At 47.6% G+C, this 23,725-nt stretch carries 24 protein-coding genes; 20 read left to right on the top strand and 4 right to left on the bottom strand.

Translation table 11 applies throughout. From position 1 onward, the window contains the following. The first annotated feature begins 132 nt into the window (after positions 1–132). The 11 genes from ACYVI9_RS06490 (at position 133) to ACYVI9_RS06440 (ending at position 13,066) form a co-directional block, all read left to right on the top strand. A complete protein-coding gene (locus ACYVI9_RS06490) occupies positions 133–849 on the top strand; it encodes a DUF92 domain-containing protein (RefSeq protein WP_460762250.1) in 717 nt (238 codons plus the stop codon). 93 nt (positions 850–942) lie between these two features. Next, positions 943–1,662 (top strand): DUF4294 domain-containing protein, encoded by a 720-nt coding sequence (locus ACYVI9_RS06485; RefSeq protein WP_460762247.1) that lies wholly within the window; start codon positions 943–945, stop codon positions 1,660–1,662. Between the two features lie 98 nt (positions 1,663–1,760). Further along, positions 1,761–5,309: a glycosyltransferase family 117 protein gene (locus ACYVI9_RS06480; RefSeq protein ID WP_460762244.1), complete on the top strand. Its 3,549-nt coding sequence runs from the start codon at positions 1,761–1,763 to the stop codon at positions 5,307–5,309. Between the two features lie 111 nt (positions 5,310–5,420). Beyond that, the gene (locus tag ACYVI9_RS06475) at positions 5,421–6,518 is read left to right on the top strand and encodes a vWA domain-containing protein (RefSeq protein WP_460762241.1); all 1,098 of its coding nucleotides are present in this window, start codon (positions 5,421–5,423) and stop codon (positions 6,516–6,518) included. A 46-nt stretch (positions 6,519–6,564) separates the two neighbouring features. Further along, positions 6,565–8,112: a MoxR family ATPase gene (locus ACYVI9_RS06470; protein ID WP_460762239.1), complete on the top strand. Its 1,548-nt coding sequence runs from the start codon at positions 6,565–6,567 to the stop codon at positions 8,110–8,112. A gap of 132 nt (positions 8,113–8,244) precedes the next feature. Next, positions 8,245–8,676 (top strand): RrF2 family transcriptional regulator, encoded by a 432-nt coding sequence (locus ACYVI9_RS06465; RefSeq protein ID WP_460762236.1) that lies wholly within the window; start codon positions 8,245–8,247, stop codon positions 8,674–8,676. 60 nt (positions 8,677–8,736) lie between these two features. Continuing rightward, entirely contained in the window at positions 8,737–10,866 is a 2,130-nt protein-coding gene (locus tag ACYVI9_RS06460) for a cbb3-type cytochrome c oxidase subunit I (RefSeq protein ID WP_460762234.1), read from the top strand. 11 nt (positions 10,867–10,877) lie between these two features. Continuing rightward, entirely contained in the window at positions 10,878–11,882 is a 1,005-nt protein-coding gene (locus ACYVI9_RS06455) for a cytochrome c (protein ID WP_460762231.1), read from the top strand. 86 nt (positions 11,883–11,968) lie between these two features. Next, complete coding sequence (locus ACYVI9_RS06450; protein ID WP_460762228.1) at positions 11,969–12,232, top strand: hypothetical protein; 264 nt, start codon at positions 11,969–11,971, stop codon at positions 12,230–12,232. A gap of 18 nt (positions 12,233–12,250) precedes the next feature. Continuing rightward, the gene (locus ACYVI9_RS06445; protein WP_460762225.1) at positions 12,251–12,667 is read left to right on the top strand and encodes a cytochrome C; all 417 of its coding nucleotides are present in this window, start codon (positions 12,251–12,253) and stop codon (positions 12,665–12,667) included. Positions 12,668–12,673: 6 nt separating this feature from the next. Then, complete coding sequence (locus ACYVI9_RS06440; protein WP_460762223.1) at positions 12,674–13,066, top strand: group III truncated hemoglobin; 393 nt, start codon at positions 12,674–12,676, stop codon at positions 13,064–13,066. A gap of 6 nt (positions 13,067–13,072) precedes the next feature. Here the strand turns inward: ACYVI9_RS06440 and ACYVI9_RS06435 are convergent, their stop codons facing one another. Continuing rightward, positions 13,073–13,504, bottom strand: coding sequence for an acyl-CoA thioesterase (locus ACYVI9_RS06435; protein ID WP_460762220.1), 432 nt, complete (start codon positions 13,502–13,504; stop codon positions 13,073–13,075). A gap of 151 nt (positions 13,505–13,655) precedes the next feature. Between ACYVI9_RS06435 and ACYVI9_RS06430 the strand changes: the two genes are divergently transcribed. Further along, positions 13,656–14,375 carry an FKBP-type peptidyl-prolyl cis-trans isomerase gene (locus tag ACYVI9_RS06430; protein ID WP_460762217.1) on the top strand — a complete coding sequence of 240 codons (720 nt, stop codon included), beginning with the start codon at positions 13,656–13,658 and terminating at the stop codon, positions 14,373–14,375. A gap of 18 nt (positions 14,376–14,393) precedes the next feature. On the opposite strand, the gene ACYVI9_RS06425 is transcribed toward ACYVI9_RS06430, so the two are convergent. Further along, a complete protein-coding gene (locus tag ACYVI9_RS06425) occupies positions 14,394–14,894 on the bottom strand; it encodes an Lrp/AsnC family transcriptional regulator (RefSeq protein ID WP_460762214.1) in 501 nt (166 codons plus the stop codon). Between the two features lie 172 nt (positions 14,895–15,066). Here ACYVI9_RS06425 and ahcY point away from each other — a divergent pair, with 172 nt between their 5' ends. The 4 genes from ahcY (at position 15,067) to ACYVI9_RS06405 (ending at position 17,983) form a co-directional block, all read left to right on the top strand. Then, complete coding sequence (ahcY, locus tag ACYVI9_RS06420; RefSeq protein WP_460762211.1) at positions 15,067–16,395, top strand: adenosylhomocysteinase; 1,329 nt, start codon at positions 15,067–15,069, stop codon at positions 16,393–16,395. A 154-nt stretch (positions 16,396–16,549) separates the two neighbouring features. Continuing rightward, positions 16,550–16,855 carry a hypothetical protein gene (locus ACYVI9_RS06415; RefSeq protein ID WP_460762208.1) on the top strand — a complete coding sequence of 102 codons (306 nt, stop codon included), beginning with the start codon at positions 16,550–16,552 and terminating at the stop codon, positions 16,853–16,855. A gap of 203 nt (positions 16,856–17,058) precedes the next feature. After that, a complete protein-coding gene (locus ACYVI9_RS06410; protein ID WP_460762205.1) occupies positions 17,059–17,406 on the top strand; it encodes a hypothetical protein in 348 nt (115 codons plus the stop codon). A gap of 154 nt (positions 17,407–17,560) precedes the next feature. Beyond that, complete coding sequence (locus ACYVI9_RS06405) at positions 17,561–17,983, top strand: hypothetical protein (protein WP_460762202.1); 423 nt, start codon at positions 17,561–17,563, stop codon at positions 17,981–17,983. On the opposite strand, the gene ACYVI9_RS06400 is transcribed toward ACYVI9_RS06405, so the two are convergent. Continuing rightward, positions 17,980–18,429: a nuclear transport factor 2 family protein gene (locus ACYVI9_RS06400; protein WP_460762199.1), complete on the bottom strand. Its 450-nt coding sequence runs from the start codon at positions 18,427–18,429 to the stop codon at positions 17,980–17,982. The two genes, ACYVI9_RS06405 and ACYVI9_RS06400, sit on opposite strands and share 4 nt — an antisense overlap. A 140-nt stretch (positions 18,430–18,569) precedes the next feature. Between ACYVI9_RS06400 and ACYVI9_RS06395 the strand changes: the two genes are divergently transcribed. The 4 genes from ACYVI9_RS06395 to ACYVI9_RS06380 all read left to right on the top strand — a co-directional run bounded on the left by ACYVI9_RS06395 (position 18,570) and on the right by ACYVI9_RS06380 (position 21,736). Continuing rightward, positions 18,570–19,085, top strand: a complete 516-nt coding sequence (locus ACYVI9_RS06395) for a DUF4251 domain-containing protein (RefSeq protein ID WP_460762196.1) — start codon at positions 18,570–18,572, stop codon at positions 19,083–19,085. 177 nt (positions 19,086–19,262) lie between these two features. Then, positions 19,263–20,165, top strand: a complete 903-nt coding sequence (locus ACYVI9_RS06390; protein WP_460762193.1) for a hypothetical protein — start codon at positions 19,263–19,265, stop codon at positions 20,163–20,165. Beyond that, positions 20,162–20,767: a hypothetical protein gene (locus tag ACYVI9_RS06385; protein ID WP_460762190.1), complete on the top strand. Its 606-nt coding sequence runs from the start codon at positions 20,162–20,164 to the stop codon at positions 20,765–20,767. The genes ACYVI9_RS06390 and ACYVI9_RS06385 overlap by 4 nt, the downstream gene beginning before the upstream one ends. Before the next feature lie 114 nt (positions 20,768–20,881). After that, positions 20,882–21,736, top strand: a complete 855-nt coding sequence (locus tag ACYVI9_RS06380) for a type 1 glutamine amidotransferase (protein WP_460762187.1) — start codon at positions 20,882–20,884, stop codon at positions 21,734–21,736. 139 nt (positions 21,737–21,875) lie between these two features. On the opposite strand, the gene ACYVI9_RS06375 is transcribed toward ACYVI9_RS06380, so the two are convergent. Next, positions 21,876–23,651 carry a LamG-like jellyroll fold domain-containing protein gene (locus ACYVI9_RS06375; protein WP_460762184.1) on the bottom strand — a complete coding sequence of 592 codons (1,776 nt, stop codon included), beginning with the start codon at positions 23,649–23,651 and terminating at the stop codon, positions 21,876–21,878. Positions 23,652–23,725: the final 74 nt, after the last annotated feature.

Below are 23,725 nucleotides of genomic sequence, written 5' to 3'. Positions count from 1 at the left end.
GGCGTATCGGCTTTTATACACAGTCTGTCCGGAACCGATGTGGAAAAACAAATTCCGGTCACAGGATCAGCCCCTTATCTTAATTTCTTACCGATTCCGGCAAGGAGCGAACACAATTCCTATCTTGCGGCTATGTCCTGGAACGAATGGATGCTGCTGATACTGACACTCGCAGCCGCAGTCGCGGCCTGTGGGCTGGGCAAACTGAGTCCTGCAGGTGCCCTGATGGGCTTTTTAATTGCCGGTGGCATCTACCTGGGTGCCGGAGCCGCCGGACTGGTATTATTGGCTGCGTTTTTTGCCTGCGGCGTGCTGGCTACAGCCTGGAAATGGCAGGATAAACAGAATCGGGGACTGGCAGAAGGTCCCACCGGCCGGCGCCATGCGGGGCAGGTGCTGGCCAACGGCGGACTGGCTGGCGCCCTGGGACTTATTGCGACCCTGTTACCCCCGCCAGGTATTGATGCCCCTTTATGGATCGGTGGGGCGCTTGCAGCTGCATGCAGTGACAGCCTGTCCTCCGAACTGGGGAATATTTATGGTCGTAAATTCCTGGATCTGCGGAATTTAAGGAAGGGGCAACGGGGCGCCAACGGGGTGGTAAGCATTGAAGGCAGTCTGGCTGGACTGGCCGGCAGCCTGTTGATCGCCGGCCTGTACAGTGCTTTTTACGGCTGGACTGCCCATTTTTGGATAATAGGTCTGGCCGGCTGTCTGGGCAACCTGACGGATTCCCTGTTAGGCGCATTCTGGGAGCGAAAAGGGCTGATGGGTAATAATCTCGTGAATTTTAGCTGTACCGCGATCGGGGCATTGACTGCTGCCGTTCTCGGAGCCCTTAGCGGATAAATACCAGATCGAACACAAATAATTAAGAATTTCTTACCATTCCGACTGTTACGCTTCGGCATTTATTTGCGTATTGCCATTAACTTTGTGAGGTTGAAGTCCCTTTGGAAATATACGATTGTTGTGGCCATAACATTAACTGTAAAGGGTTACTGTTATGCGCAGTTCAACGGACCGGCTGACAGCCTGCGTATCCCGCCCCGCCCCTCGATGGAAGAAATCATGAAAGACTGGGGTCCCCGGGATCTGACCAAGGTAGGTGCGATCTGGTACGGCACCGATTTTAATTCCTTTAAAATGCTGCCATATAAGGAAGAGGAAAATATCTGGATTTCCAAACTGCCGCCTGCAAAACTCGAAAAAGTAAAAAGGGAATATAACCGTTTGCGCAATGCGGTCTATGTTTGCTATCCCTATGCGCGGATCGCCGGCAGAACGATTAATGATATCAACCAGCAGATTGCGGGCATGGATAAAAAAAAGGACCGAAAATCCGTGATTAAAAGTAAGGAGAAGGAACTCAAAAAACAGTTTGCTGACCCCCTGACCAACCTCTCGGTCTACCAGGGCAAAGTCCTTATGAAACTGATCAACCGGCAGACCGGTAACAACTGTTATGAAATACTGAAGGAATTTAAAGGGGGGCTGAATGCGCGGGTCTATCAGACAGTTGCCTTTTTCTATGGCGGGAACCTGAAACAGGATTTTAATCTCAGGGAATCTTTTGACCGGGACATAGAAAATTTTGTCCGGGAAATTGATGCGATGTGGTACAATGATCCCTACCGGAACCCTGCATATATCAGACGCTGAAAATTAATTTGAACCGGAAATTCAAATATACCTGTCTTTCAATCGCCGCTCTGAGGGGTTTATCCCTATTTTTGCGAGCGTTATAAACTTTAATATCGATGAACTTCAGAAAAGTAAACAACCTTACCGGATGGGTGGTTTTTGCCATCGCTACGATAACCTATATGCTGACCCGGGAAGCACGCGGCTCCCTTTGGGACTGCGGTGAATTTGTGGCAAGCGCCTTTAAGTTGGGCATGCCCCACCCCCCCGGCGCACCGATGTTTACCCTGTTGGGCCGGTTTTTTATCGTGCTCTTCGGTGATAGTCCTCAAACCGCAGCCAATGCGGTGAACTTTATGAGTGCCCTGGCCAGTTCCGCTACCATCCTGTTCATTTTCTGGAGTATCACGCATTTCGCACGTAAAATGTACGGCAAGACAGGTGAAGAGCTTTCGGTTCCGGAACTGATTGCAGTCATGGGAGCCGGCACTGTTGGTGCGCTTGCTTATACTTTTACCGATTCTTTCTGGTACAGCGCGGTGGAAGGTGAAGTCTACGCATTATCTTCTTTTTTCACTGCCTTGGTCTTCTGGATTGCCCTGAAATGGGAGCATGCCGATGAACGCGCCGGCACCGACCAGGCAGCCAGGGTCAAAAGTGAACGCTGGATCGTGTTTTTGTTCTTTATGATGGGGATGTCTATCGGCGTGCATTTGTTAAACCTGCTGACCATCCCTGCCATTGTAATGATTTATTATTACCGGCGCTACCAAGCCACCACCAAGGGCGCCATTATCGCATTTCTGATTGGTTGCGCCATTACCGGCCTGGTGCAAGTCGCAGTGATTCAATACAGCATGAAAGCGGCCGGTCTGTTTGACGTATTCTTTGTCAATAATTTCGGACTACCCTTCTTTTCCGGATTTACTTTTTATTTCCTGTTCCTGGCCCTGCTGATCGCCTGGGCGCTGCGTTTTAAACCCACGGTATCCAAAACCACGATCATCGTCTGGACGGCCCTGTTCTTTACCCTGGCCTTTCTGCCCTTCGCTTTTGCATCCGGGACAGCTGCAATTTTAAAGATCATTTTACTGTTGGCAGTAGGCGCCCTGCTGGGTTATTTCATTAAACCGGCAGCCATCAAAGTCATCAAACTCACCCTCTGGTGTTTCTCCTTTATGATGCTGGGTTATTTTATGTATTTCACGTCGATCATCCGCAGTAATGCCAACCCCGCAATTGACATGAACAATGTGGACAATCCCATCAACCTGGTCTATTATCTGGCCCGGGAACAATATGGTAGTGCCCCCTTGATCTATGGCCCACATTTCGCAGCAGAGGTAGCCCGGGATGAAAGCGGTTATCCCAAAATCGAATACGGAGAAATGCAGTATGTCAAGGGTGCGGATCAATATATTAAAACCGGCCGTACCAGAAGATATGCATATGAGTCCGCAGACAAACAACTTTTTCCGCGCATCTGGGATCAGAGTAATGATCAGGGACATGCCCAGTTCTATGCCGACTGGCTGAATCTGGACCAGCAGCGGGATCCCAATACCGGTCAGGTCGTTAAATACGGTGCACCCTCTTATGGCGATAATATCAACTGGTTATTTACCTATCAGACCGATTTTCTTTTCCTGCGTTATTTCATGTGGAATTTCGCGGGTAAGCAGAATGACATTCAGGGCAAGGGGAACAAGCGCGACGGCAACTGGATTTCAGGTATCGGCCTCATCGACAGTCCGCGGCTGGGTGATCAGTCCAAAATGCCAACCAGTCTGAAAATCAACAAGGCCCATAACCGGCTCTTTCTGCTGCCGCTGATTCTGGGTGTACTGGGCATGGTATTCCAGCTGGCCCGGAATAAAAAGGATTTTATTGTAGTATTTGTGCTGTTCTTCTTCCTGGGAGAAGCCATTGTGATCTATCTTAACGCACCGGGTAATATGCCCCGGGAAAGGGACTATGTGTTTGTGGGTGCCTGTTACGCTTTCGCCATCTGGATTGGCTTATCCGTTATTGGGTTTGTACGGCTGGCACGTGAAAAGACCGACAAGGAATTATTCAAAAAAGTACTGGTCTATGGCGCTACCATTACCTTCCTCTTTGTGTTTTTCAGTAGTCTCAACGGCACTTTCAGCGGCCTGATTACGGCCAGTATTATGGCCGCCCTGCTTTTCCTGATTGTCACAATAGCGGTCACCTACCTCGTCAGGGCAGTTTCCGGTGGAGGTAAGAACTGGAAAACCGCCGTCATTACCGCTTCGGTACTCTGTCTGCTGGTACCCGCACTGATGGCCCAACAGGAATGGGACGACCATGACCGGAGCAAGAAGACGATGGCACCCGACCTGGCCAAAAATTACCTGGAAAGCTGCGCACCGAATGCGATTATTTTCACTTTCGGAGATAATGACACGTATCCGCTCTGGTATGCCCAGGAAGTGGAAGGCATCCGGCCTGATATCCGCATCATCAATACCAGTCTGCTGGGGATCGACTGGTACATCAACCAGTTACGTTATAAAATCAACAATGCCGATAGTGTGGACGTCATCTGGAGCCCTGCCCAGGTGGAAGGCCATAACCGGGAATACGTCCAACTGGGTGAGGTACCGGGTCAGCAACTGGATGCCAATGCCTTTTATCCGCTGCAGGACATCATGACGCAGTATCTCGGTCAGCGGGTAACAGATGAAGACGGCAATGATGTTGGACCACGTGTGATGCCTTTCAGGAAATTCTTCATACCGGTGGACAAAGCGCTGGTATTGAAAAACGGAACGGCATTGCCGACCGATAGTGTGACCGATCAGATGGCTTTTGAAATACCTGCCAGCGGCGGTCTGGCCAGAAATGACCTCATTATGCTCAATATCATCGCCACCAACCAGTGGCGGCGGCCCATTTATTTTACCGCACCTTACGGTCAGTTGGGCTTTGGTCAGTACCTGCGTAAAGACGGACTGGCCTACCGGCTCATCCCCTTCCCGGCTAAAAACCGGCAGGAAAACTGGGTAACCGATCAGGCGCTGCGTTCCATGCGGGCCGGCGGCAGTTCGGTACGGGATAATAATTTGCAGGCCATTTACGATAACCTGCTGAATAAATATGCTTTCGGCGGTGCCAGTAAAAGAGGTGTTTATTTCGATGAGGAAAACCGGCGGCACCTGCTGAATATCCGTAGTATTTTTGCGGAGGCGGCGGGCAATCTGGCCGACGCGGGCAAGACGGAAGAAGCCCTGAAACTGCTCAACAAGGAAGCCCAGGGTATTGATCCGGAGAACCTGCCCTATGGCATGGCAAGTGTATACAGTCAACACAACCAGACCAGCATACTGCTGACGGAGGCTTATTACAAGGCAGGTAAACTGGATATGGCCCGCAAGATCGCTGAAGAAATAAAAAAAGACATCAGCAGCCAGAAAGCGTATTATGATTATCTGAAGACCAATAAACCGGAATTTTATGCCGGCATGGAAGGCACGGAAGTGATTTTGAATGAGATCATGAGTGAAACCCTGAATGCGGTCGAACAGCATTATGATCCGATGAAGAAATCGGTAACGAACCCGGGACAGGAAATTATTCCGGGTGGGCTGCAATCGGCTGCAGACAGTGCGGCCGCAACTACGGTTGACAGCAGCAACCCTTAGTTGGTACAGACATCAGATTTTATAAGGCCGCCCTTTGAGGCGGCCTTTTTTACTCCTGCCGGATCGAACGGAATTGGAACCAATCCCGTCATAATTTGTTATATTTAAATTATGCGTGGCATTCAATTTTCAAAATTTGATTTGCAACAGCAGGCTAAATCCCCCTTTGACAAGTTAAAGGATATATTTATGCAGTTGTTGACTTATACTTCGGGTGATGCAGCCGAAGCCCTGAGCTGGCTCAATGAACTGGATAAGCAGTACCAGCTGACTGATAGAGCGTATGGTGTCGGCGATTTTGTGGAGGAATTGAAGGAAAAGGGCTATCTCTCCGAAGAGCCCATCGATGGCTCCATCAAAATCACGCCTAAGACCGAACAAGGGATCCGCAAGAAGAGCCTGGAAGAAATTTTCGGCAAACTGAAAAAATCCAATGCCGGCGATCATAAAACCTTTAAGCCCGGCCAGGGAGATGAAGTCAGCCCCGAAACCCGCCCCTTCCAGTTTGGAGATATGCTGGAACAGATTGATTTTACTGAATCCATCCGCAATGCCCAGATCAATCACGGTCTTGAACGGTTCCGGTTGCAGGAAGAAGACCTGAGCATCAGGGAAACTGATTTCAAAACCCAGACCTCCACGGTGCTAATGATCGATATTTCGCATTCCATGATTCTTTATGGAGAAGACCGTATCACGCCGGCCAAGAAAGTGGCCATGGCACTCAGTGAACTAATCACTACCCGATATCCCAAGGACACCCTGGACATTGTGGTATTCGGTAATGATGCCTGGCCGGTGGAAATCAAAGACCTCCCCTACCTGCAGGTGGGGCCATATCATACCAATACGGTCGCTGGCCTGGAACTGGCCATGGACATTCTGCGCCGCAGAAAGAATCCCAACAAGCAAATATTTATGATTACCGACGGGAAACCCACCTGTCTGAAAATCGGCAAACGCTATTATAAAAATGCCTTTGGGCTGGATCGCAAAGTGGTCAACCGCTGCATGAACCTGGCCGCTCAATGCAAGAAAAATAAGATACCCATTACTACTTTTATGATCGCTACCGATCCCTACCTGCAGCGGTTTGTGCAGGAATTTACGGAGATGAACCAGGGCCTGGCTTATTTTGCTTCCCTGGATAACCTCGGAAGTTTTATCTTTAAAAATTTTGAAAGCGGTAAATCTAAAACCGTCTTTTAAACATGCTTCTTATCCCATTTCAGAATCTAAACGCAAATCCATAATATTGAAACAAGAAGTTCTCCGGCCCTCAACCCTGGGTGCCCTTAAAAAATCAGGCTATCAATCCCGCAGTATCAAAGAAGAAATCAGGCAGAATCTGATCACAAAACTCCGGCAGCGGGACGAGAGTTTCTCCGGTATCATTGGTTATGAAGATTCCGTCATTCCGGAAATGGAAGCGGCGTTGCTCAGCCGGCATAATATTTTGTTACTGGGGCTCAGAGGCCAGGCCAAGACCCGGATGGCGCGACAGATGATCAATCTGCTGGATGAATATATTCCCGTCATTGGGGGTAGTGATATCAATGATGACCCGTTCAACCCGATTTCCCGCTATGCCCTGGACCTGATTGCCCAAAAAGGTGATGATACGCCTATTGAGTGGTTGCACCGCTCAGCCCGGTATGGTGAAAAACTGGCCACACCCGATGTGAGTGTCGCTGATCTGATCGGCGATATTGACCCCATCAAGGCGGCTAACCTGCGACTTAGCTTTGCAGACGAACGGGTATTGCATTACGGCATTATCCCCCGCAGCAACCGGGGCATTTTTGTAATCAATGAACTTCCGGATCTCCAGGCCCGGATTCAGGTAGCCCTGTTTAATATCCTGGAAGAAGGTGATATTCAGATCCGCGGTTTTAAATTGCGTATGCCCCTGGATATTCTATTTGTTTTTACCGCCAATCCCGAGGATTATACCAACCGGGGCTCCATCGTCACGCCGCTGAAAGACCGGATCCAGTCGCAGATTCTTACCCATTATCCCAAGACCCTGGAACAGGCCCTCGAAATCACCGAACAGGAAGCCCGAATAGATGCCGCCGCCGCGAAAACGGTGGCCGTCAACGATCTGGTCAAAAGACTGATCGAACAGCTGGCATTTGAAGCCCGTAGCTCAGAATTTGTAGATAAAAAAAGCGGTGTCAGTGCCCGCTTAAGTATTTCTGCACGTGAAAATGCCATCAGTACCGCCGAAAGGCGGGCCCTGGTGAATGGTCAGGACCAGACACAGGTCTGGATTTCCGATCTGATGGGTATCATACCCTCCGTAACCGGGAAAATCGAACTGGTATATGAAGGTGAACAGGAAGGCCCTTATCAGGTGGCGATGAACCTGCTGGACAAGTCCATACGTTCCCAATTTGTAAAATATTTTCCGGACCCCGAACAGTTAAAAAAACGCCGGAATTCCGCCAAGCCATCTGTAGCTGGCAGGGCAACCGAAGACCCTTATCGATCTATTATCAATTGGTTTGATCAGGGGCATCAGCTGGAGCTGCCTTTTGACCTGAGAGACGATCAAAAACTCCAACTGCTTTATCAGGTAGACGGGCTGTATCCCCTGGTTCAGAAGTTCTTTCCGGGTGCAGGAGAAACACAGGCCGGTCTGCTTATGGAATTTGTCCTGCATGGCCTGGCAGCATATTCGACGATTAGCAAAAAATCCTTTGAAACCAAAATTGAATTCAAGGATCTCTTCGGAAGTATGCTCAATATCAATGACCTCCATCAGGAGGACAGCGAGGATTCCGATTTTCAGGACGAATAGTTCAGATAGTCCGGGACTGGCACCGATTGTTCCGGTGAAATTTGCCCCGGAACCACTTAAAAAAAATAATAAAAGAGTTTTTTATCTTTATTTAAATTTTGTCATTACCTTTGCGTGACAAAAGCGATCGAAATGTTCTCAAAGACCTGCGAATACGCGATTCGGGCGATGATCTACATTGCTCATAAATCGGAAAAAGGCAATAAAATTAACATAAAGGAGGTAGCCGAGGGAATTGGCTCTCCTGAACATTTCATTGCTAAAATTTTGCAGCAGCTCAGCCGCAAGGAACTGGTACTTTCTGTAAAAGGGCCCAATGGAGGTTTCTACCACGATGTTGAATCCCTGAAGCATTCCCTGGCTGATGTAGTACGCGCCGTAGACGGTGAAAAAATCTTCTCCGAATGTGGTCTGGGACTTAAAAAATGTTCTGAGGCGCATCCCTGCCCCATACACCATAAGTTTAAAAAGATCCGAAAAGACATGAATACCATGCTGGAAAAGTCCCGGCTTTCCGATTTCAAGGATATTCCGGAATCAGAGATACAGTATTTGAAATTTTAAAATAAAATTTTCTAAAATAAAGACAAAAAGGTATTAATATCTTGTTTTAACCAATCAACTATGGCACACTACTTTTCATCCCTACAAGTGTTCAACAGTCTACTGGCCAGTCCGCCCAACAGGGCACTTCCTTTTGATTTCTCCTTTAGCGCTCCACAGACCGTACGCTGGCTGCTACTGCTGCTGGCCCTGATTGTACTTTGCGTCGCCATCGTACTGGCTGTCAAAGTCAGCGCCTTGAAAGGCCCAGCCGACCCGACAACTGAAAAACTCAATCGGGAAACCCTGCAACGACAGTTAACCCGGTTCAGTAGTCAGCAATTGCAGCGGCTGCTGGCCCTGAAAAAGAAGAACTCTTCATCCGCACTTACTGTTCTGGTTCTGATCAGTATAGCGCTGCTGGGCGCCCCCGTTGCCGCTTTGGCACAGCAAGTAGCGCCGAATTCCGGTAGCGCCCTGTTCGGCGAAGCAGGTATATTGATCACAATAGTATTATTACTGATCCCAATCCTTGCCGGACTGGTACTGCTGATGATAAAGGTGGACCATACCCGATTCCAGATTCGTAATAAAAGAAAAATCAAACAGGCCCGGGAACTGGCCGAATACCTTGAAACACAGCAGGACCCTGACCTGCTGGAACAAATGGAGAAAAGAAAAGCCGCATTGGATTTTCAGCCTTCGGGCCATGCACTTTCAGGGGCACTGGCAGCCGAAGATGACAAAGGCTTGCTGCAACTCAATGAACAGACAGGGATCAATATTGTTGCACCTAAAAAGCGGGCCCTGCCCCGACCTAATATTGATCCTGCCCTGTCCAGGATGATTCTCTGGTATATGGGTTGCGCCACTTTCTGGCTGCTTTTTGGTACGACGGTTGGTGAATACCTGGGTATTAAATTTGTCGCCCCCGAAGCCGATCACCTGAGCTGGCTGAGTTTCGGCCGGCTGCGGCCGGTGCATACCAATGCCGTTTTCTGGGGCTGGGCTTCTCTGGGTATGATCGGTCTGGGATACTATATCGTGCCAAGGGTCAGCAATACCCGACTGGCCCATATCAAATATGGCTGGTATACCCTGATCCTGATCAACGCATCGGTAATCATTGGCACCCTCTGCCTGATGGCGGGTATCAACAATGGTGGTGGTGAATACCGGGAATATATCTGGCCGGTGATGCTGCTTTTTGCCATCGGTCTGGTACTGACTCTTATCAATTATATTCAAACCATTGCCCGCCGCACGACACGGGAAATCTATATCTCTAACTGGTATATGGTCGCGGCCATAATATTTACAATTGTCATTGCACTGGCCGCATATATCCCCTACTGGCAGAATGGCCTGGGAGAAACGATTATTCAGGGATATTATATGCACCAGGGCGTGGGTATGTGGTTCATGCTCTTTACCCTGGGTATCGTATACTATTTCCTGCCCCAGCAACTGAACAAACCCATTTATTCCTACAGCCTGGGTATCCTGGCTTTCTGGACCCAGATACTTTTCTACACCCTGATCGGCACCCACCATTTTGTATTTAGTTCCATCCCCTGGTGGTTGCAGACGGTGGCTATCGTGGGCAGTGCGGGAATGGCCATACCGGTCATTGCGGGAACCACCAATTTCCTGATGACTTTTAAGGGCGCCTGGTACAAGATCAAAGACAGTTATACCCTGCCATTCTTTCTGGTAGGTATCATCTTCTACTTTACAGGATCGATGCAGGGCACGGCAGAAGCATTCCGGACCACGAACCTGATCTGGCACTTTACTGATTTTACAGTTGCACACTCTCACCTGACCATGTACGGCATTATTACTTTCTTCTTATGGGCCTGTATGTATGCCATTATCCCAAGACTTACCGGAAAAGAGGCGCCTCAGATACTAATTGGTGCGCATTTCTGGCTGGCTTTTATCGGTATGCTCTTCTATACCATTCCACTGATGTATGGCAGCACCCTGAAAGGATTGCTTTGGATCCAGGGCAAACCCTTTATTGATAGTGTGACCCTGATGGCACCCTATTGGTTGTGGCGGGCCATCGGTGGCAGCCTGATGTGGCTGAGCCATATACTATTCGCCTACAACGTCTACAAAATGCTCCGTAATAGAAAAATGACCGATGTCGCAGAGGCCGCCATCCGTCACCTGGAAACAAAATCTTCTGTTCAAGCTAATTTCTAAACTACACGAATATGAATTTCTTCGATGATCATAAAAAACTCTTTGGTGTAGCGACTGCACTTTTTGTTGGCCTGACCATTATGGTGGCCATCGCACCGGCCATCAGCAATCAGAATAATAATAAACCCCTGCCGGGTGCCGAACCACTGAGTGCCGACGCTATTAAGGGCAAGGCAATCTTTGTATCCAACGGCTGTGTAGCCTGCCATACGCAGCAAGTCCGGAATGTCGACATGGACAAGTCCTGGGGCAGCCGGCCGAGCCTGGCAGCTGACTACGCCGCCATTGAGCGTACAGACTTCTGGCGTAATACGGCTACGCTAATGGGTACTGAGAGAACCGGCCCCGATCTTACAGATATCGGTAACCGCCAGCCCAGTAAGGACTGGAATCTGGTCCATTTATATAACCCCCGGATTGTTGTCAAGGAATCGGTTATGCCCTCCTATCCCTGGTTGTTCAGGGTCAAGGATTCCGCATCCAAATCGGATGTGGTCGTTAAAGTACCAGCGGCATATATGAATGGCAGGACCGGTACGGTAGTCGCAACCAAAGAGGCCCTATATCTGGTGGCCTATCTGCAATCACTCAAACAAACCAAACTGCCCGATGGCACCGAAGCGCCCGCCTTCCTGTATAAAAGGGAAGTCAAAGAAAAAGGCGCTTCCGGTGACGGGGCAGCAGTTGACGGCGCCGCACTGTACACCGCTAACTGCCAAAGCTGTCACCAGGATAATGGTGAAGGACTTCCGGGCGCCTTCCCGCCGCTCAAAGGCAGTGCCGTGGTTCTGGACGATAACCTGGAAAAGTACGTGGACATTATTATGAATGGTTATGATGCCCGACCCGAATATGGCCAGATGCCGAATATCGGCACCACCATGAACTTTACCGAAGTAGAGGTAGCGGCCATCATCAATCACGAAAGGACCAGCTGGGGAAATAATGGTAAAAAAGTAACCCCTGAGGAAATCAAGAAAATACTTGATTTTGTCAAATTAAATGCGGCGCCCTGACGGAATAACCATCATTGAAATACCGTATTTACCTGAAAAGCAGGGCCTGTCATTAAGTTGAATTATGGTAAACAAAAAATATTAAGATGAAAAAATTAATCGCTACTTTAAGTTTGTTGCTCAGCAGTCTCTGGCTGCTGGCCTGCCCGGTCTGCGAACGCAATCAGCCCAAGATATTAAAAGGCATAACACATGGTGCCGGACCTGAGAGTAAATGGGACTATCTGATCGTGGCTATCGCCCTGATTATAGTGGCTTTCACACTTTTCTACTCGGTTAAATGGCTGATACGCCCCGGGGAAAAATCTGGAACACATATTAAAAGGTTTATACTCAACGATACCCTTTAACAGATCAATGATTTAAAGATGACTGAAATGATTGACAAAAGTACCATCTTCATTTTCCTGGATGAAGAAGTCCGGCCGATCGCCGAAGTAAAATCACCGGTTAGTTTTGAACTGGATACCCGCAAACTCACCGATGGAGATCATGTGCTGAAAATTGTCAGCAAGGATCCCACAGGAAAAGAAGGCATTCGGAAGATTCCTTTCGTGGTACGCAACGGCCCGGCCATTGCGATTGAAGGCATTAAAGAGGGTGCCGTGGTCGACGGAATCTTACCTTTGATGATCAATGCCTACGGAAAAGGAGATCAGAAATCCTTTCTGATTGAGGGCAGCGAGACACCCCAGAGCATACCCTGGTGGGTCTGGATCCTGATTATCGGTTTTGCCGGCTGGGCATTGTTTTATTTATTTACCTATTTTACGCTGAGGCAATAATTAAGTATGGAAACTCCCCAAGACATTCTTAGTATAGATGATATAAAATTGCTGGTTGATCGTTTTTATACGGCTGTCCGGCAGGACCCGGTAATCGGACCGGTCTTTGAAGGAGTCATTGGCGATCAGTGGCCGGTGCACCTGGATAAAATGTACCGCTTCTGGCAGACAATTTTACTGGAAGAACACAGTTATTACGGCTCCCCCTTTCCGCCACATGCCCGTTTACCCATTGACGCCCGGCATTTTGAAATCTGGCTGCGGCTCTGGAAACAAACCATTGACAGTCACTTCAGCGGAGCTATTGCAGAAGAAGCCAAATGGCGCAGCGATAAAATGGCAGCCATGTTTCAGATGAAACTCAATTACCTGAGGCAACAACCATCACAGGAAGGCTAATCAGGCTCAACGCCACTCGAATTCCGGGGCTTTCGGCATATGTTCATAGGCCCGGGCAACTGCTTCGGGCGGCGTATGCAGTTTCCTGCGCAGGGTATCCATCCAGGCACCTTCTACCTCGATGACGGCTGCCAGTATGTCTTCCTGGCGGCGGATATTATGTCGTATAGAAAACCTGCTGAAATCATTTCTGGCGCTGAGCAATTCCAGATCAATGCTAACGGTATCTGCCTGCAGAATTTCCCTTTTGAACAGGGCGGTTTCCCGAAACAATACAGGACCGGTATGTAAGGCCTGCATCTGCCCCACAGATAGTCCATGCGCTGCCAGAAAAACGATCCGGCAATAAGACCCCCAATCATAATATACACTATGCCGCAGGTGCCCGTTGGCATCCAGGTCGGCCCATCTGATCTGCAATTCCAGCTGGTAGCTCATGGAAAATAGTTTTTTGTTTACAGTTCTGTAACAATGTTACGACTATTTTTGCAGCTCCATTTTCACAGGACAGCCTGCAAAATGAGGCGTTCGGAACATAGCCGGACAAGCTTCGGTGAAGTCGCTCGGTAAAAACTTAAATAAAATAATTATGAAATCTTTACATACACTTGGTCTTTCCCTTTTATTCGCCGGCAGTCTGGCAGCACAGACCAAAAAACCTGCAGCTCCGGTATCCCAGCCTCCTGCGAATCAGGTTGCCCTGAGAACACTATATGATTCCGCGAGTTATGCCATTGGGCAAAATATCGCCAGCTCGATTAGTAAAGATCTGAAGGACCTGAACAAGGATGCTTTTCTGGAAGCCATCCGAACGGTATTCAACGGACAGACAGCTCGGTTCCAGACCGAAGAACTCCACAGCATTCTATCCGCCTTCTCCCAGCAACAGGAAGAACAGGAATCGAAATCCACCATCGACGCAGGTCAGGCTTTTCTCGAAAAAAACAAAACCCAGCCTGGCGTAATTACCACACCAAGTGGTTTACAATACAAAATTCTTAAGGACGGATCGGGCGTCAGACCCACAGCTACCGATACTGTGGTTTGCCATTATATCGGCCGGCTGTCGGACAGTACCGAGTTCGACAATTCCTACGAACGGGGTACCCCACTCAATATCGTTGTAGCCAATGTCATCCCGGGCTGGACCGAGGGTCTGCAGCTCATGTCTCCCGGCGCTAAATTTCAGTTCTATATACCTTATGAACTGGGTTATGGCCTGCGGGGCGCACCTCCGACCATTCCCGGCGGTTCTTTGTTGATTTTTGATGTAGAATTACTTGAGGTTAAAAAGGCGACAGCACAGTAATGACGACGCTCCCGGAGCTCAGACCAGCTCGTAACGCTGTTTGACAACGCCCATGACGAACGTGCTCTGGACATGGCCGACATTTTCAACCTGACTCAGTTTATTGACATGGAAATCATAGTAGGTTTCCATATCCTCGGTCAACACTTTCAGCAAAAAATCAAACTCTCCTGAAATGCTGTAACATTCCAGTACCTCCGGCATTTCAAGTATAGATTGAATGAACTTGGATCCGGCGATCTTATTATGCTCCCTTAGGGACACATGACAGATCACCATCAGCTTTCTACCCAGCTTGACAGCGTTGAGCATGGCGGCATAGTGCATAATAATACCGGACTGTTCCAATCGTTTGATGCGCTCATGTACAGGTGTCGCACTCAGGTGGATGGTTGTCGCAATCTCTTTAACACTCATACGCGCATTGCGTTGCAATAGTTGCAGAATAGCAATGTCCTTCTCATCCAATCCGGGGTAGGTTGGGATAGTTTTTTCTACTTTAGAAAGCTTGGATTTCATGACCTTCAGGTATTTTTACTTGAAAATAGGCATTTTATGAGAATAAATGACTATAATAAAGGTTTAACTTTAGTATTATATACTATTAAATTAAATTTGCGGTTCATTTTGGGGTACCGTCGCCGAAGCAAAGTACTTCTCGTTATCGCATCATTTAAAATCTAAAAAAAATATGTCCACCGTAACCAAATCGCAGATCGATTTTGATCTTAAATACAAGGTAAAAGATATCAGCCTGGCCGAGTGGGGCCGCAAGGAAATCCGTCTGGCGGAAGCTGAAATGCCCGGCCTGATGAGTATTCGTGAGGAATATGCCGCTTCTCAGCCTTTAAAAGGGGCCCGGATCGCCGGTTGTCTGCATATGACCATTCAGACGGCGGTTCTCATCGAAACCCTGGTCGCCCTGGGTGCCGAAGTCAAATGGAGCTCCTGTAATATTTTTTCTACCCAGGATCACGCTGCTGCTGCCATCGCGGCAGCTGGTATTGGCGTTTTCGCCTGGAAAGGACAAAGCCAGGCAGAAGCAGACTGGTGCATTGAACAGACTTTATTTTTCGGAACTGCCGATCGCACCCTGAATATGATTTTGGACGATGGTGGTGATCTGACCAATATGGTACTGGATGTTTATCCGGAATTGGTGCAGCATGTGAAAGGCATTAGTGAAGAAACCACGACCGGCGTACACCGCCTCTATGAGCGTGTTACCAAGGGTACCCTGCCCGTACCGGCGATTAACGTGAATGATTCGGTGACAAAATCCAAATTCGACAATAAATATGGTTGTAAAGAAAGCCTGGTAGATGCCATCCGCCGGGCGACTGATGTGATGCTGGCAGGTAAAGTAGCCGTAGTTGGCGGATATGGTGACGTAGGCAAGGGTTCTGCCGCCTCACTGGCGGGCGCCGGTTGCCGGGTAATCGTCACCGAGATCGATCCGATTTGTGCTTTACAGGCAGCCATGGATGGTTTTGAAGTAAAGAAAATGATCGATGCGGTGCAGGAAGCCGATATTGTAGTCACCGCTTCCGGTTGCCGGGACCTGATTACCGGAGAACATTTCAAACGCATGAAGGATAAAACCATCGTTTGTAATATCGGGCATTTCGATATTGAAATCGATGTTGCCTGGCTGAATGAAAATTATGGTGGAACCAAAGATACCATCAAGCCTCAGGTTGATATTTATAATGTGGATGGAAAAGACATTATCCTGCTGGCGGAAGGCCGTCTGGTTAACCTGGGTTGCGCAACCGGTCATCCCAGTTTCGTAATGAGTAACTCTTTTACCAACCAGACCCTGGCCCAGATTGAACTTTGGACCCGTCACGATAGCTATGATAATAATGTGTTCGTGCTTCCCAAACACCTGGATGAAAAAGTAGCCCGTCTTCACCTGGCGAAAATCGGTGTCGAACTGGACAGCCTGACTTCTACCCAGGCTTCTTATCTCGGCATTCCCCAGGAAGGCCCTTATAAGCCGGAACATTATCGTTATTAATATACAGGACGAAATAAGGATGTAAACCCCAAGAGCCCGCCCCGTAAACGGCGGGCTTTTTTGGAGGCCCCCGCCGAAATAGACCCGCTATTTTTGGGATTTTTTTAAAAAAATTTCTGTTGATTCAATACACGGAATAATATATTTGCATGTAGTGAAACAGCCTTTTCTGCACATCATTAGCCTCTGCTTACTGACGCTTTTCCTGGGCAAGGAAATCGCCGGCAATATGCAGCTGCTGCGTGCACAGCAAACCATGGCGCTCTGTGACAGGGAGCAATCGGGTTCAGAGAATCCGGTCGCGGAAAAAGAAGCTGAGCCTGAACATAAATTCCTTTCCGTTCTCTTTCGTTTGCCGACGCTGCCCCGGTTAACCGGTCCTGAAAGAAATCTGTTTGACGAGACCCCGCTTCCGCAGATAGCCGCCTCCAAATTGACCCCTCCTCCCGAAAACTGCTGATTGTTACCCAACAAGAAACCAGGAGAATTCTCTTCCACGGATGATTCTTATGCCTCTCCCCGTCCATGCTATAAGCAATATTGGAGTTGAACCTGGTGCAAAAACCTGAATCTCCATCATCGGACAAGCAGGAGATCGTCAAAGAGTTCGTATACGGATTATTCCGCGAATGACCTGCTTAGTAATCCCAAATAACAACAAATATGAAACAATTGATACTGGCTTTTACATTACTTTTTACTATGACAGCCTTCGCCCAGCTCAGCGCTCCCGAACAGGTTATCGTTCTGGACGCTGAAGTTCATCTCATTGCGGACCTGAATCTGGATCCGGGCAAAAACTACGGAATGAATGCAAAGGATATTGCAGTGCTTTTTCCTGGGCTGATTAAAGAGAAAAAAATCAATGAAAAATTTGGGAAAAATGCCTACCGGAGCAAGGTAGTCAAGGTGATTGATAAAAAAGCACTGATACCAACAATGGCCACCGCCTTACGCAAACGGCAGGTTACCCTGGATCAGTTGCGACCCAAACTGATCATCCTCAATTAAGGACAGTGAGCCGCTGTTTTTCAGAAGCCTGAGAATAGGAAAGCCGCCTTCGGGCGGTTTTTTCAATCCCGCCGTCGGCCCATATCCCTGTTCGGATCAAAAGGGGTGCAACCGATCTTAAATGCTTAACGTCAACCTATTAAATCCCCCCTTTATGAAAGCCATATACTTATTTCTGATCAGCCTCTGCCTGCTGGGTTGCACCAAACAACGACTCGAAAAATTCAATTCCCGTATTGTGGGTAATTGGGCACTTGTCGAAGTCAATACATTCGGAATTGGCAATAGCCACATTATTTTTGACGGCGGCCATTTCCAGTTTAACAATGACAATACTGCCATTTATTATGATAGAACAGAGCAACGTTATAGCGGGAACTGGTCAATGGATGCCTATACTTATTATTCTGACGATGACGAAACTGAGACAGATTTTATCCTGACCATCGATGTCAACGGACCCGGCGGCCGCAAATTTGACCAGTTGGAGATCCCACGCTTTGGTAATGCCAACCGCTTTAAGGCAAAGGTTTACAACAGCATCAATACCGTGACTTATATATTCGAGCGGCGTTAGCGCTGTTTTTGGCAAGGTTGTTTTCGGCGGGTGTCAATTATGGAATGAATCTTCCATTTACCTTCGATACGCAACAATTGTAAAGCATTGACGCCACAATGTGAAAATTTGCTCCTGAAATAAAACTGATAAGGCGTCCAGACCGTCGCCAGATCTCCATCGATATGGACAGCTTCAAACTCGATCCTTTCATCGGCGTCTCCCGGACTGAGTTTTGCGAAAATTTGAGCGAAATTTTCAATCGTTTCTGTTTCCAGCCCTCCGGCCTTTACTGTCTCCAGCCTGGCTGTGGCCGTAAAACAGTCTTTGACCGTTGCGGCATCGGAACGACGCATCGCATCGAAAAGTGTTTGAACACGCTGACATACTGAATCTGAGGTAGATTGACCCGCAGCTCCGAACCGTGTTAATGAAATGATAAAAATGCAGAGAAAAATATTTCTCATTTGTGATCGGTTTTTATGACTTATTAGTACTCCGGTCGGCATACTGGTCAACCGCAGTTCTTTTTTACTGAAAATTAAGGAACTTTGTTATGCAATTATCCTTCGGGTTACATCTTTTTTAAGTAATTAAATTTAGCATTATGAAACCCTTATTATCTTATTTGTTAGTTGCTCTGGTTACCAGTTTGGTACTTAGCTGTGCCGGTTCCAGGAAATCAGCAACTGACCCGGAAATTGAAGCCCTGATCGACCAGCAAGAATATACTTTTGCCGCACAATCTGTAAATCCTACGGAAGACAGCCGTTACAATCCGCGGCTCATGTTTCCCAATGCAGCCAATAACCTTTATCAGCTATCCCTGGGATATGACCTCAGGGTGAGCCAGGACTCCGTCATAGCCTATTTACCTTTTTTTGGCAGATCTTTTACGGCTCCCATGAACCCTTCTGAAGGTGGGATCAAATTCACTTCTACTGACTTTTCCTATAAGCAAAGCCGAAAGAAAGGCAATTTTGTGATTGAAATCCGGCCCAATGACAACCGGGATGTAAGAGATTTATACCTGACCGTTTCTCCATCTGGATATGCGACGTTGCAGGTGCTGCAGACCAACAAGACCCCGATTTCATTCTATGGCCGGGTGCAGGAGCATTAACCGGACAATTTTTCGCCTGCTTAAACAGATGATGCCGGAAAATGCACTTCTGACTGAGTTTTTCAATCGGCTGCATCTGCGCCGCCTGCTTATGCACCCTTCCCCTTTAACAATCCCGAAATCAGATTGTACAGAAATCTTTACTTTCGGGAAAAAGAGATATTATTTCCGACAACAATGAACTTTCAGCAATTCGGACGGCTGCTTTTGGCACTGTCCCTCTTATTTCATGGTTCCCTGATGGCTCAGGTTCCCAAAGCACCGGCCACCAGTACCGCCGCCCAGGCGGTGGCTTACCTGGATTCCATTTCCCATCTGGACAAAAGCCATTTCTGGCCAAATGTGGATCCCGGCCTGCTGCTTGACAATTTAAGAACTTTCACGACCAGCCCTTTTGCCTTTCATGAAGGCAAACCCACGAATTTCTGTGCCTATTCCGCGCTGACCTACTTACCGCTGACCTACGATCCTCTCGGGTTTTCAAAATTCATGATTCACCTGTTTAAATACGGGGAGGCCCGCATGGGCAAAACGGTCATCAAACCCGGAATGGACGTTCGAAAAGCGGCTGGTCTACTGAAATATAAAGCGGAACTGGACATCAATCCCGCCGGACAGATGTGGTTTTTATCCCTGGCAGATCATTTTAAAGGATATCTGAATTTCTTCAATCGCCGGTTTCAGATGGGAGATGAAAACACTTTCTGGGCCTCCACCAACTTTGCCAAATTCAACCGGATGACACGTCGGCTGTTCCCAGGTACAATTAAATCGGTAGGCGCAGATCTAATCCGACCCAAGGTCAGTCTTTATGCATATATCGCAGGGAAAATAAATGATAACGAAGTCTTTCTGTATATAAACAATAAAAAGCTTTACCGCAAGAGGCATTCCCGGTCCTTTATCAAAACCCCCACCCACTATATACTGTTGACCCATATCGCCCGGCTCCCCGGAGATAAAATAGAGATCGTATACTGGGATTATGGCCGGCTGACCTTGCAGCAATTACCCGCCAGCCTTTTCAGGGATATTGTTTATGGCATTACTTCTTATAACCCGAAAAAACGAAAGACTTGAAGCTGATTCTTATATATATTATTTCCGGTTGCTGGACGATGACCCTGTTGTCCTGCGGCTACCCTAAAAATTTCAGCACGAATTTCTTTGATCATAATGCTTCAGCGCTGAACTCGGTCTGTGAACGTTATGAAAAGCTCTATAACGACAAACCTTTTACCGTGCTCTTTGAGAACCGCACATTTACTGAAATCGCGTTTGAAATCATTACCCCGAAAATAAAATACATCTATCATTTCAATATAGATGCACCCGCATTTGGTGACAGCCTGGACAAATATCATTTTGACCGGCCAGCCGTCTTGCGACTGATCAGGGATTTGAAATCCATCGGATGCACCTGGATTACCCGTTTGAATTACTTCGAACAATACCAAAAAAAATATATGATACTGATGGCCGTGAGGAACCAGGCTTTAAACAGCACATTCAAAGGAGAAAGCTACTGTCTGCTTACTTTTTTTAATTCTCCACAAGTATTTGATAAAAAAGGCAGAATTGTGGATAAATATGAACGATCGTTGAAAAAACAGGTTAACGGTTATCCACTCTACCGCCTCAACGATTCCGTTGGTTATTCCATCGCCAAAAAATACCGGTAAATCCCGCAAAAAGAACTTAACCCGGATCAAATTTCCGGGCTTTTCAACCCCTGGCCTACTGACTCAGATTCCCCGGATACCCGCTGGTAAAAAATAAAATCTTACTTTCGCAGGATGCTTGAGAACGAAAAAAGGCTGGTTAAGATAGCCGTTTTAGACTTAAATGCAGGTTATCCCAATCAGGGTATGAGATGTATCCGTGAAATTGCATACCGCTGGGCAGAAGCAAAAAACTACTCCATTCAATATACCGTTTTTGACCTGAGGGTTAAAAACGAACTTCCTGATTTGTCCCACGATATTTATATTTCAAGCGGAGGGCCCGGTGATCCACTGAGTACGCGCTTTGAAGACTGGGATATAGGCTGGAGCCGCTGGTTTGGAGATTTGATCCGGTGGAACGAAAATCCTGATAATACCGTAAAGAAATATGTTTTTCTGATTTGTCATTCTTTTCAGCTGGCCAGCCGCTACTTTAATGCCGGGCTGATCTGCAAACGCAAATCCACCTCATTCGGCATATTTCCCATCCATATACTTCCTGATGCGCTGGGTGATCCCATTTTCAGAAATCTGAAAAACCCTTTTTACGCCGTAGACAGCCGTGATTTTCAACTCATACAGCCTAATCTGGACCTGCTCCATGACATGGGCGCCTATGTCACCTGTATCGAAAAAGAGCGCCCGCATGTGCCCTACGAAAGAGCCGTTATGGGGATCCGTTTCAGTCCGTATATTTTTGGTACACAATTCCACCCGGAGGCGGATGCGCAGGGCATGCATAAATATTTCCAGGAAGAGGAAAAAAGAATGACCGTGATTCGTAACCACTCCGAAGCAAAACTTACCAGTATGCTGGAACATTTGGAAGATCCAGACAAGATTTACCGTACCAATAGCAACCTGATTCCCAATTTTCTGGATGAAGCCTACAATCATCTGATGGTTGAGACTTTGGAAAATGTATAAATCCACGGTTTACAATTAAGCAGCAATCCGGAACCTTTCCGTTAATGAAGGCAGCATCAGCTCGACCAGGCCAATAAAAAGAACCCGCCGCTGTATTTCGACAGTGACAGGTCCTTAATCAGTTGTTCTATAAGCGGGATCAGAATCCTGAAGACTCCAGAAATTCTACTTCAAACTGATCCATCCAGCTTGCAGATCCCTGCCAGCCCCAACGGTTGTTGATATTAATACCAAGCCAATACATAACTGTAGGTGCAACATCCAGCGAAGTCAGCACCAGGGAAAGTTTACCAGCGCCTGGCGAGGTCGGGAAAACACAGGGAATATCATTTGAGATATCCCAGCTTCCAATATTCTCAATGACAAAATCTTTGCCTGCACCGGCCGGGGCATAATTCTTGAACACACCGCCAATACCGTCATTACAGGGCCAATAGCCAATAATTTTATCTTTTCTACTATGGTTTTCCAGTGGATTCTGGGTACAGAGATTATCCGCCACTTCTTTAGCCGTCAGCGCCACATTGAACACTTTAACATCCGAGATATAGCAATTAAAAGAAGAAACAAAATCTCCCTGTTTATATCCGAAAGTAAGCGGGAAAGGCGATTGATAACTGCTCCAATCGCCTGCTGAGCTAATATCGGCCCGGGAAGCCAGTTCCCCATCGATATAAATCTTAGCCAATTTGAAAGAGGCGCTGTCCTCATAAGTCATGGCAATATCATGCCAACTGCCGTTCTGCACATTGAAGCCGGAAGCCGAGCCTGGAGAATTGGAGCCGGTACCGCGTAAAAAATTCTGAATCCCGCCGCCATTGCCGGCTATTAATGCAAAGCCGGGATCGTTATTTGACCGGATGGTATTACCACTTTCCGGACCTCTTTTAGAAAAGAATACAGGATAATTGCCACTACGTGAGCCTTTCACCTTAAACTCATAGGTCATCGGGGCCGAGCTCAGATCATAAGCGGTCACATCCCCGATCACCGCTCTGACAGCTGAGCTCCCGGTGCCATTCAGATATGGAGAGGAAAAAGTACCTTCCTTAGTTAACTCGGTTGCGGAAAATCGTTCGTTGTAGAAGAAGATAAACGTATTGATCTCGTCGGCGCTGTTGCCGCCATAATTATTACCGATACCGCCATGGGTACTGGTGACGATAATCAGCCACTCTTCGGATGTATTATAGCCAGGACGGGCTTTTACCGCTTCGAGGATTTTACCTATATAGCCATCGACTTTGTTAATCGCAGCTTTATAACCTGCGTCAGCAGCGGAAAAACTGCCGGCTTTCCCTGCAATGGCAGGCTCATTGAAATTAATTACGGAAAACGCAGGCGTACGGTTTTGCTGAATCATGCGGATCGCAGAATCACTGACGGCCGCATCATCTGCCGCAACATAATTATTTTCCACTTCCGGTGTCAACTTGGTAATCAGGTTGTTCCAGGGACTCATAATTGCCGTTGACAGATCCGCCTTCTCAGAACTGAGAATATTCATGAAGATCGAAGGATACTGTTTCACTGCATCATGATCTTCTGATTCACCATCGAAATTATATGCAAAGGAACTGTCACTGACCGCATGTTTTGCATAGGAAACCCCTGAAAGCAGGGTTTTCCAGGAAGCTGCATCTGTGGTTACTTCATCTGCCCATGATTCATAGGAAAACTTGCTGTGTTGTTCCATTGCTGTGAGATTGGCCGGGGCAATTTCACGCAGGGCTTCACCTACAACACCATCTACACCGATAAGCAACACTTTTCTTACCGCACTCGACTTTATGGTATCGATCTGCTCAAAGTATGGGGGCATATCTTCAAACTTTTTGCATCCTGTACTAATGCCCGCCCAGACGATGGCGGCCAGAACCCCCGATAGTAAGAATGTATTAGATACTCTTTTCATTTTCTGCAATTATTTTTTTTAGATTTCGGGGCCACCCCTTTTCTTATGCTTTAGTTGTAAAGGATGCCCTTTGA

Source organism: Niabella terrae, assembly GCF_054783135.1.
The sequence above is the reverse complement of the archived record's forward strand: the minus strand, read 5'-3'. Positions and strand labels throughout refer to the sequence as shown.

Excerpts from the sequence above, each read along its gene's own strand:
- ACYVI9_RS06490 (WP_460762250.1), top strand. The coding sequence starts at position 133 with ATGTCCTGGAACGAATGGATGCTGCTGATACTGACACTCGCAGCCGCA.
- ACYVI9_RS06480 (WP_460762244.1), top strand. The coding sequence starts at position 1,761 with ATGAACTTCAGAAAAGTAAACAACCTTACCGGATGGGTGGTTTTTGCC.
- ACYVI9_RS06475 (WP_460762241.1), top strand. The coding sequence starts at position 5,421 with ATGCGTGGCATTCAATTTTCAAAATTTGATTTGCAACAGCAGGCTAAA.
- ACYVI9_RS06465 (WP_460762236.1), top strand. The coding sequence starts at position 8,245 with ATGTTCTCAAAGACCTGCGAATACGCGATTCGGGCGATGATCTACATT.
- ACYVI9_RS06460 (WP_460762234.1), top strand. The coding sequence starts at position 8,737 with ATGGCACACTACTTTTCATCCCTACAAGTGTTCAACAGTCTACTGGCC.
- ACYVI9_RS06455 (WP_460762231.1), top strand. The coding sequence starts at position 10,878 with ATGAATTTCTTCGATGATCATAAAAAACTCTTTGGTGTAGCGACTGCA.
- ACYVI9_RS06450 (WP_460762228.1), top strand. The coding sequence starts at position 11,969 with ATGAAAAAATTAATCGCTACTTTAAGTTTGTTGCTCAGCAGTCTCTGG.
- ACYVI9_RS06445 (WP_460762225.1), top strand. The coding sequence starts at position 12,251 with ATGACTGAAATGATTGACAAAAGTACCATCTTCATTTTCCTGGATGAA.
- ACYVI9_RS06440 (WP_460762223.1), top strand. The coding sequence starts at position 12,674 with ATGGAAACTCCCCAAGACATTCTTAGTATAGATGATATAAAATTGCTG.
- ACYVI9_RS06435 (WP_460762220.1), bottom strand. The coding sequence starts at position 13,504 with ATGAGCTACCAGCTGGAATTGCAGATCAGATGGGCCGACCTGGATGCC.
- ACYVI9_RS06430 (WP_460762217.1), top strand. The coding sequence starts at position 13,656 with ATGAAATCTTTACATACACTTGGTCTTTCCCTTTTATTCGCCGGCAGT.
- ACYVI9_RS06425 (WP_460762214.1), bottom strand. The coding sequence starts at position 14,894 with ATGAAATCCAAGCTTTCTAAAGTAGAAAAAACTATCCCAACCTACCCC.
- ahcY (WP_460762211.1), top strand. The coding sequence starts at position 15,067 with ATGTCCACCGTAACCAAATCGCAGATCGATTTTGATCTTAAATACAAG.
- ACYVI9_RS06410 (WP_460762205.1), top strand. The coding sequence starts at position 17,059 with ATGAAACAATTGATACTGGCTTTTACATTACTTTTTACTATGACAGCC.
- ACYVI9_RS06405 (WP_460762202.1), top strand. The coding sequence starts at position 17,561 with ATGAAAGCCATATACTTATTTCTGATCAGCCTCTGCCTGCTGGGTTGC.
- ACYVI9_RS06400 (WP_460762199.1), bottom strand. The coding sequence starts at position 18,429 with ATGAGAAATATTTTTCTCTGCATTTTTATCATTTCATTAACACGGTTC.
- ACYVI9_RS06395 (WP_460762196.1), top strand. The coding sequence starts at position 18,570 with ATGAAACCCTTATTATCTTATTTGTTAGTTGCTCTGGTTACCAGTTTG.
- ACYVI9_RS06390 (WP_460762193.1), top strand. The coding sequence starts at position 19,263 with ATGAACTTTCAGCAATTCGGACGGCTGCTTTTGGCACTGTCCCTCTTA.
- ACYVI9_RS06380 (WP_460762187.1), top strand. The coding sequence starts at position 20,882 with ATGCTTGAGAACGAAAAAAGGCTGGTTAAGATAGCCGTTTTAGACTTA.
- ACYVI9_RS06375 (WP_460762184.1), bottom strand. The coding sequence starts at position 23,651 with ATGAAAAGAGTATCTAATACATTCTTACTATCGGGGGTTCTGGCCGCC.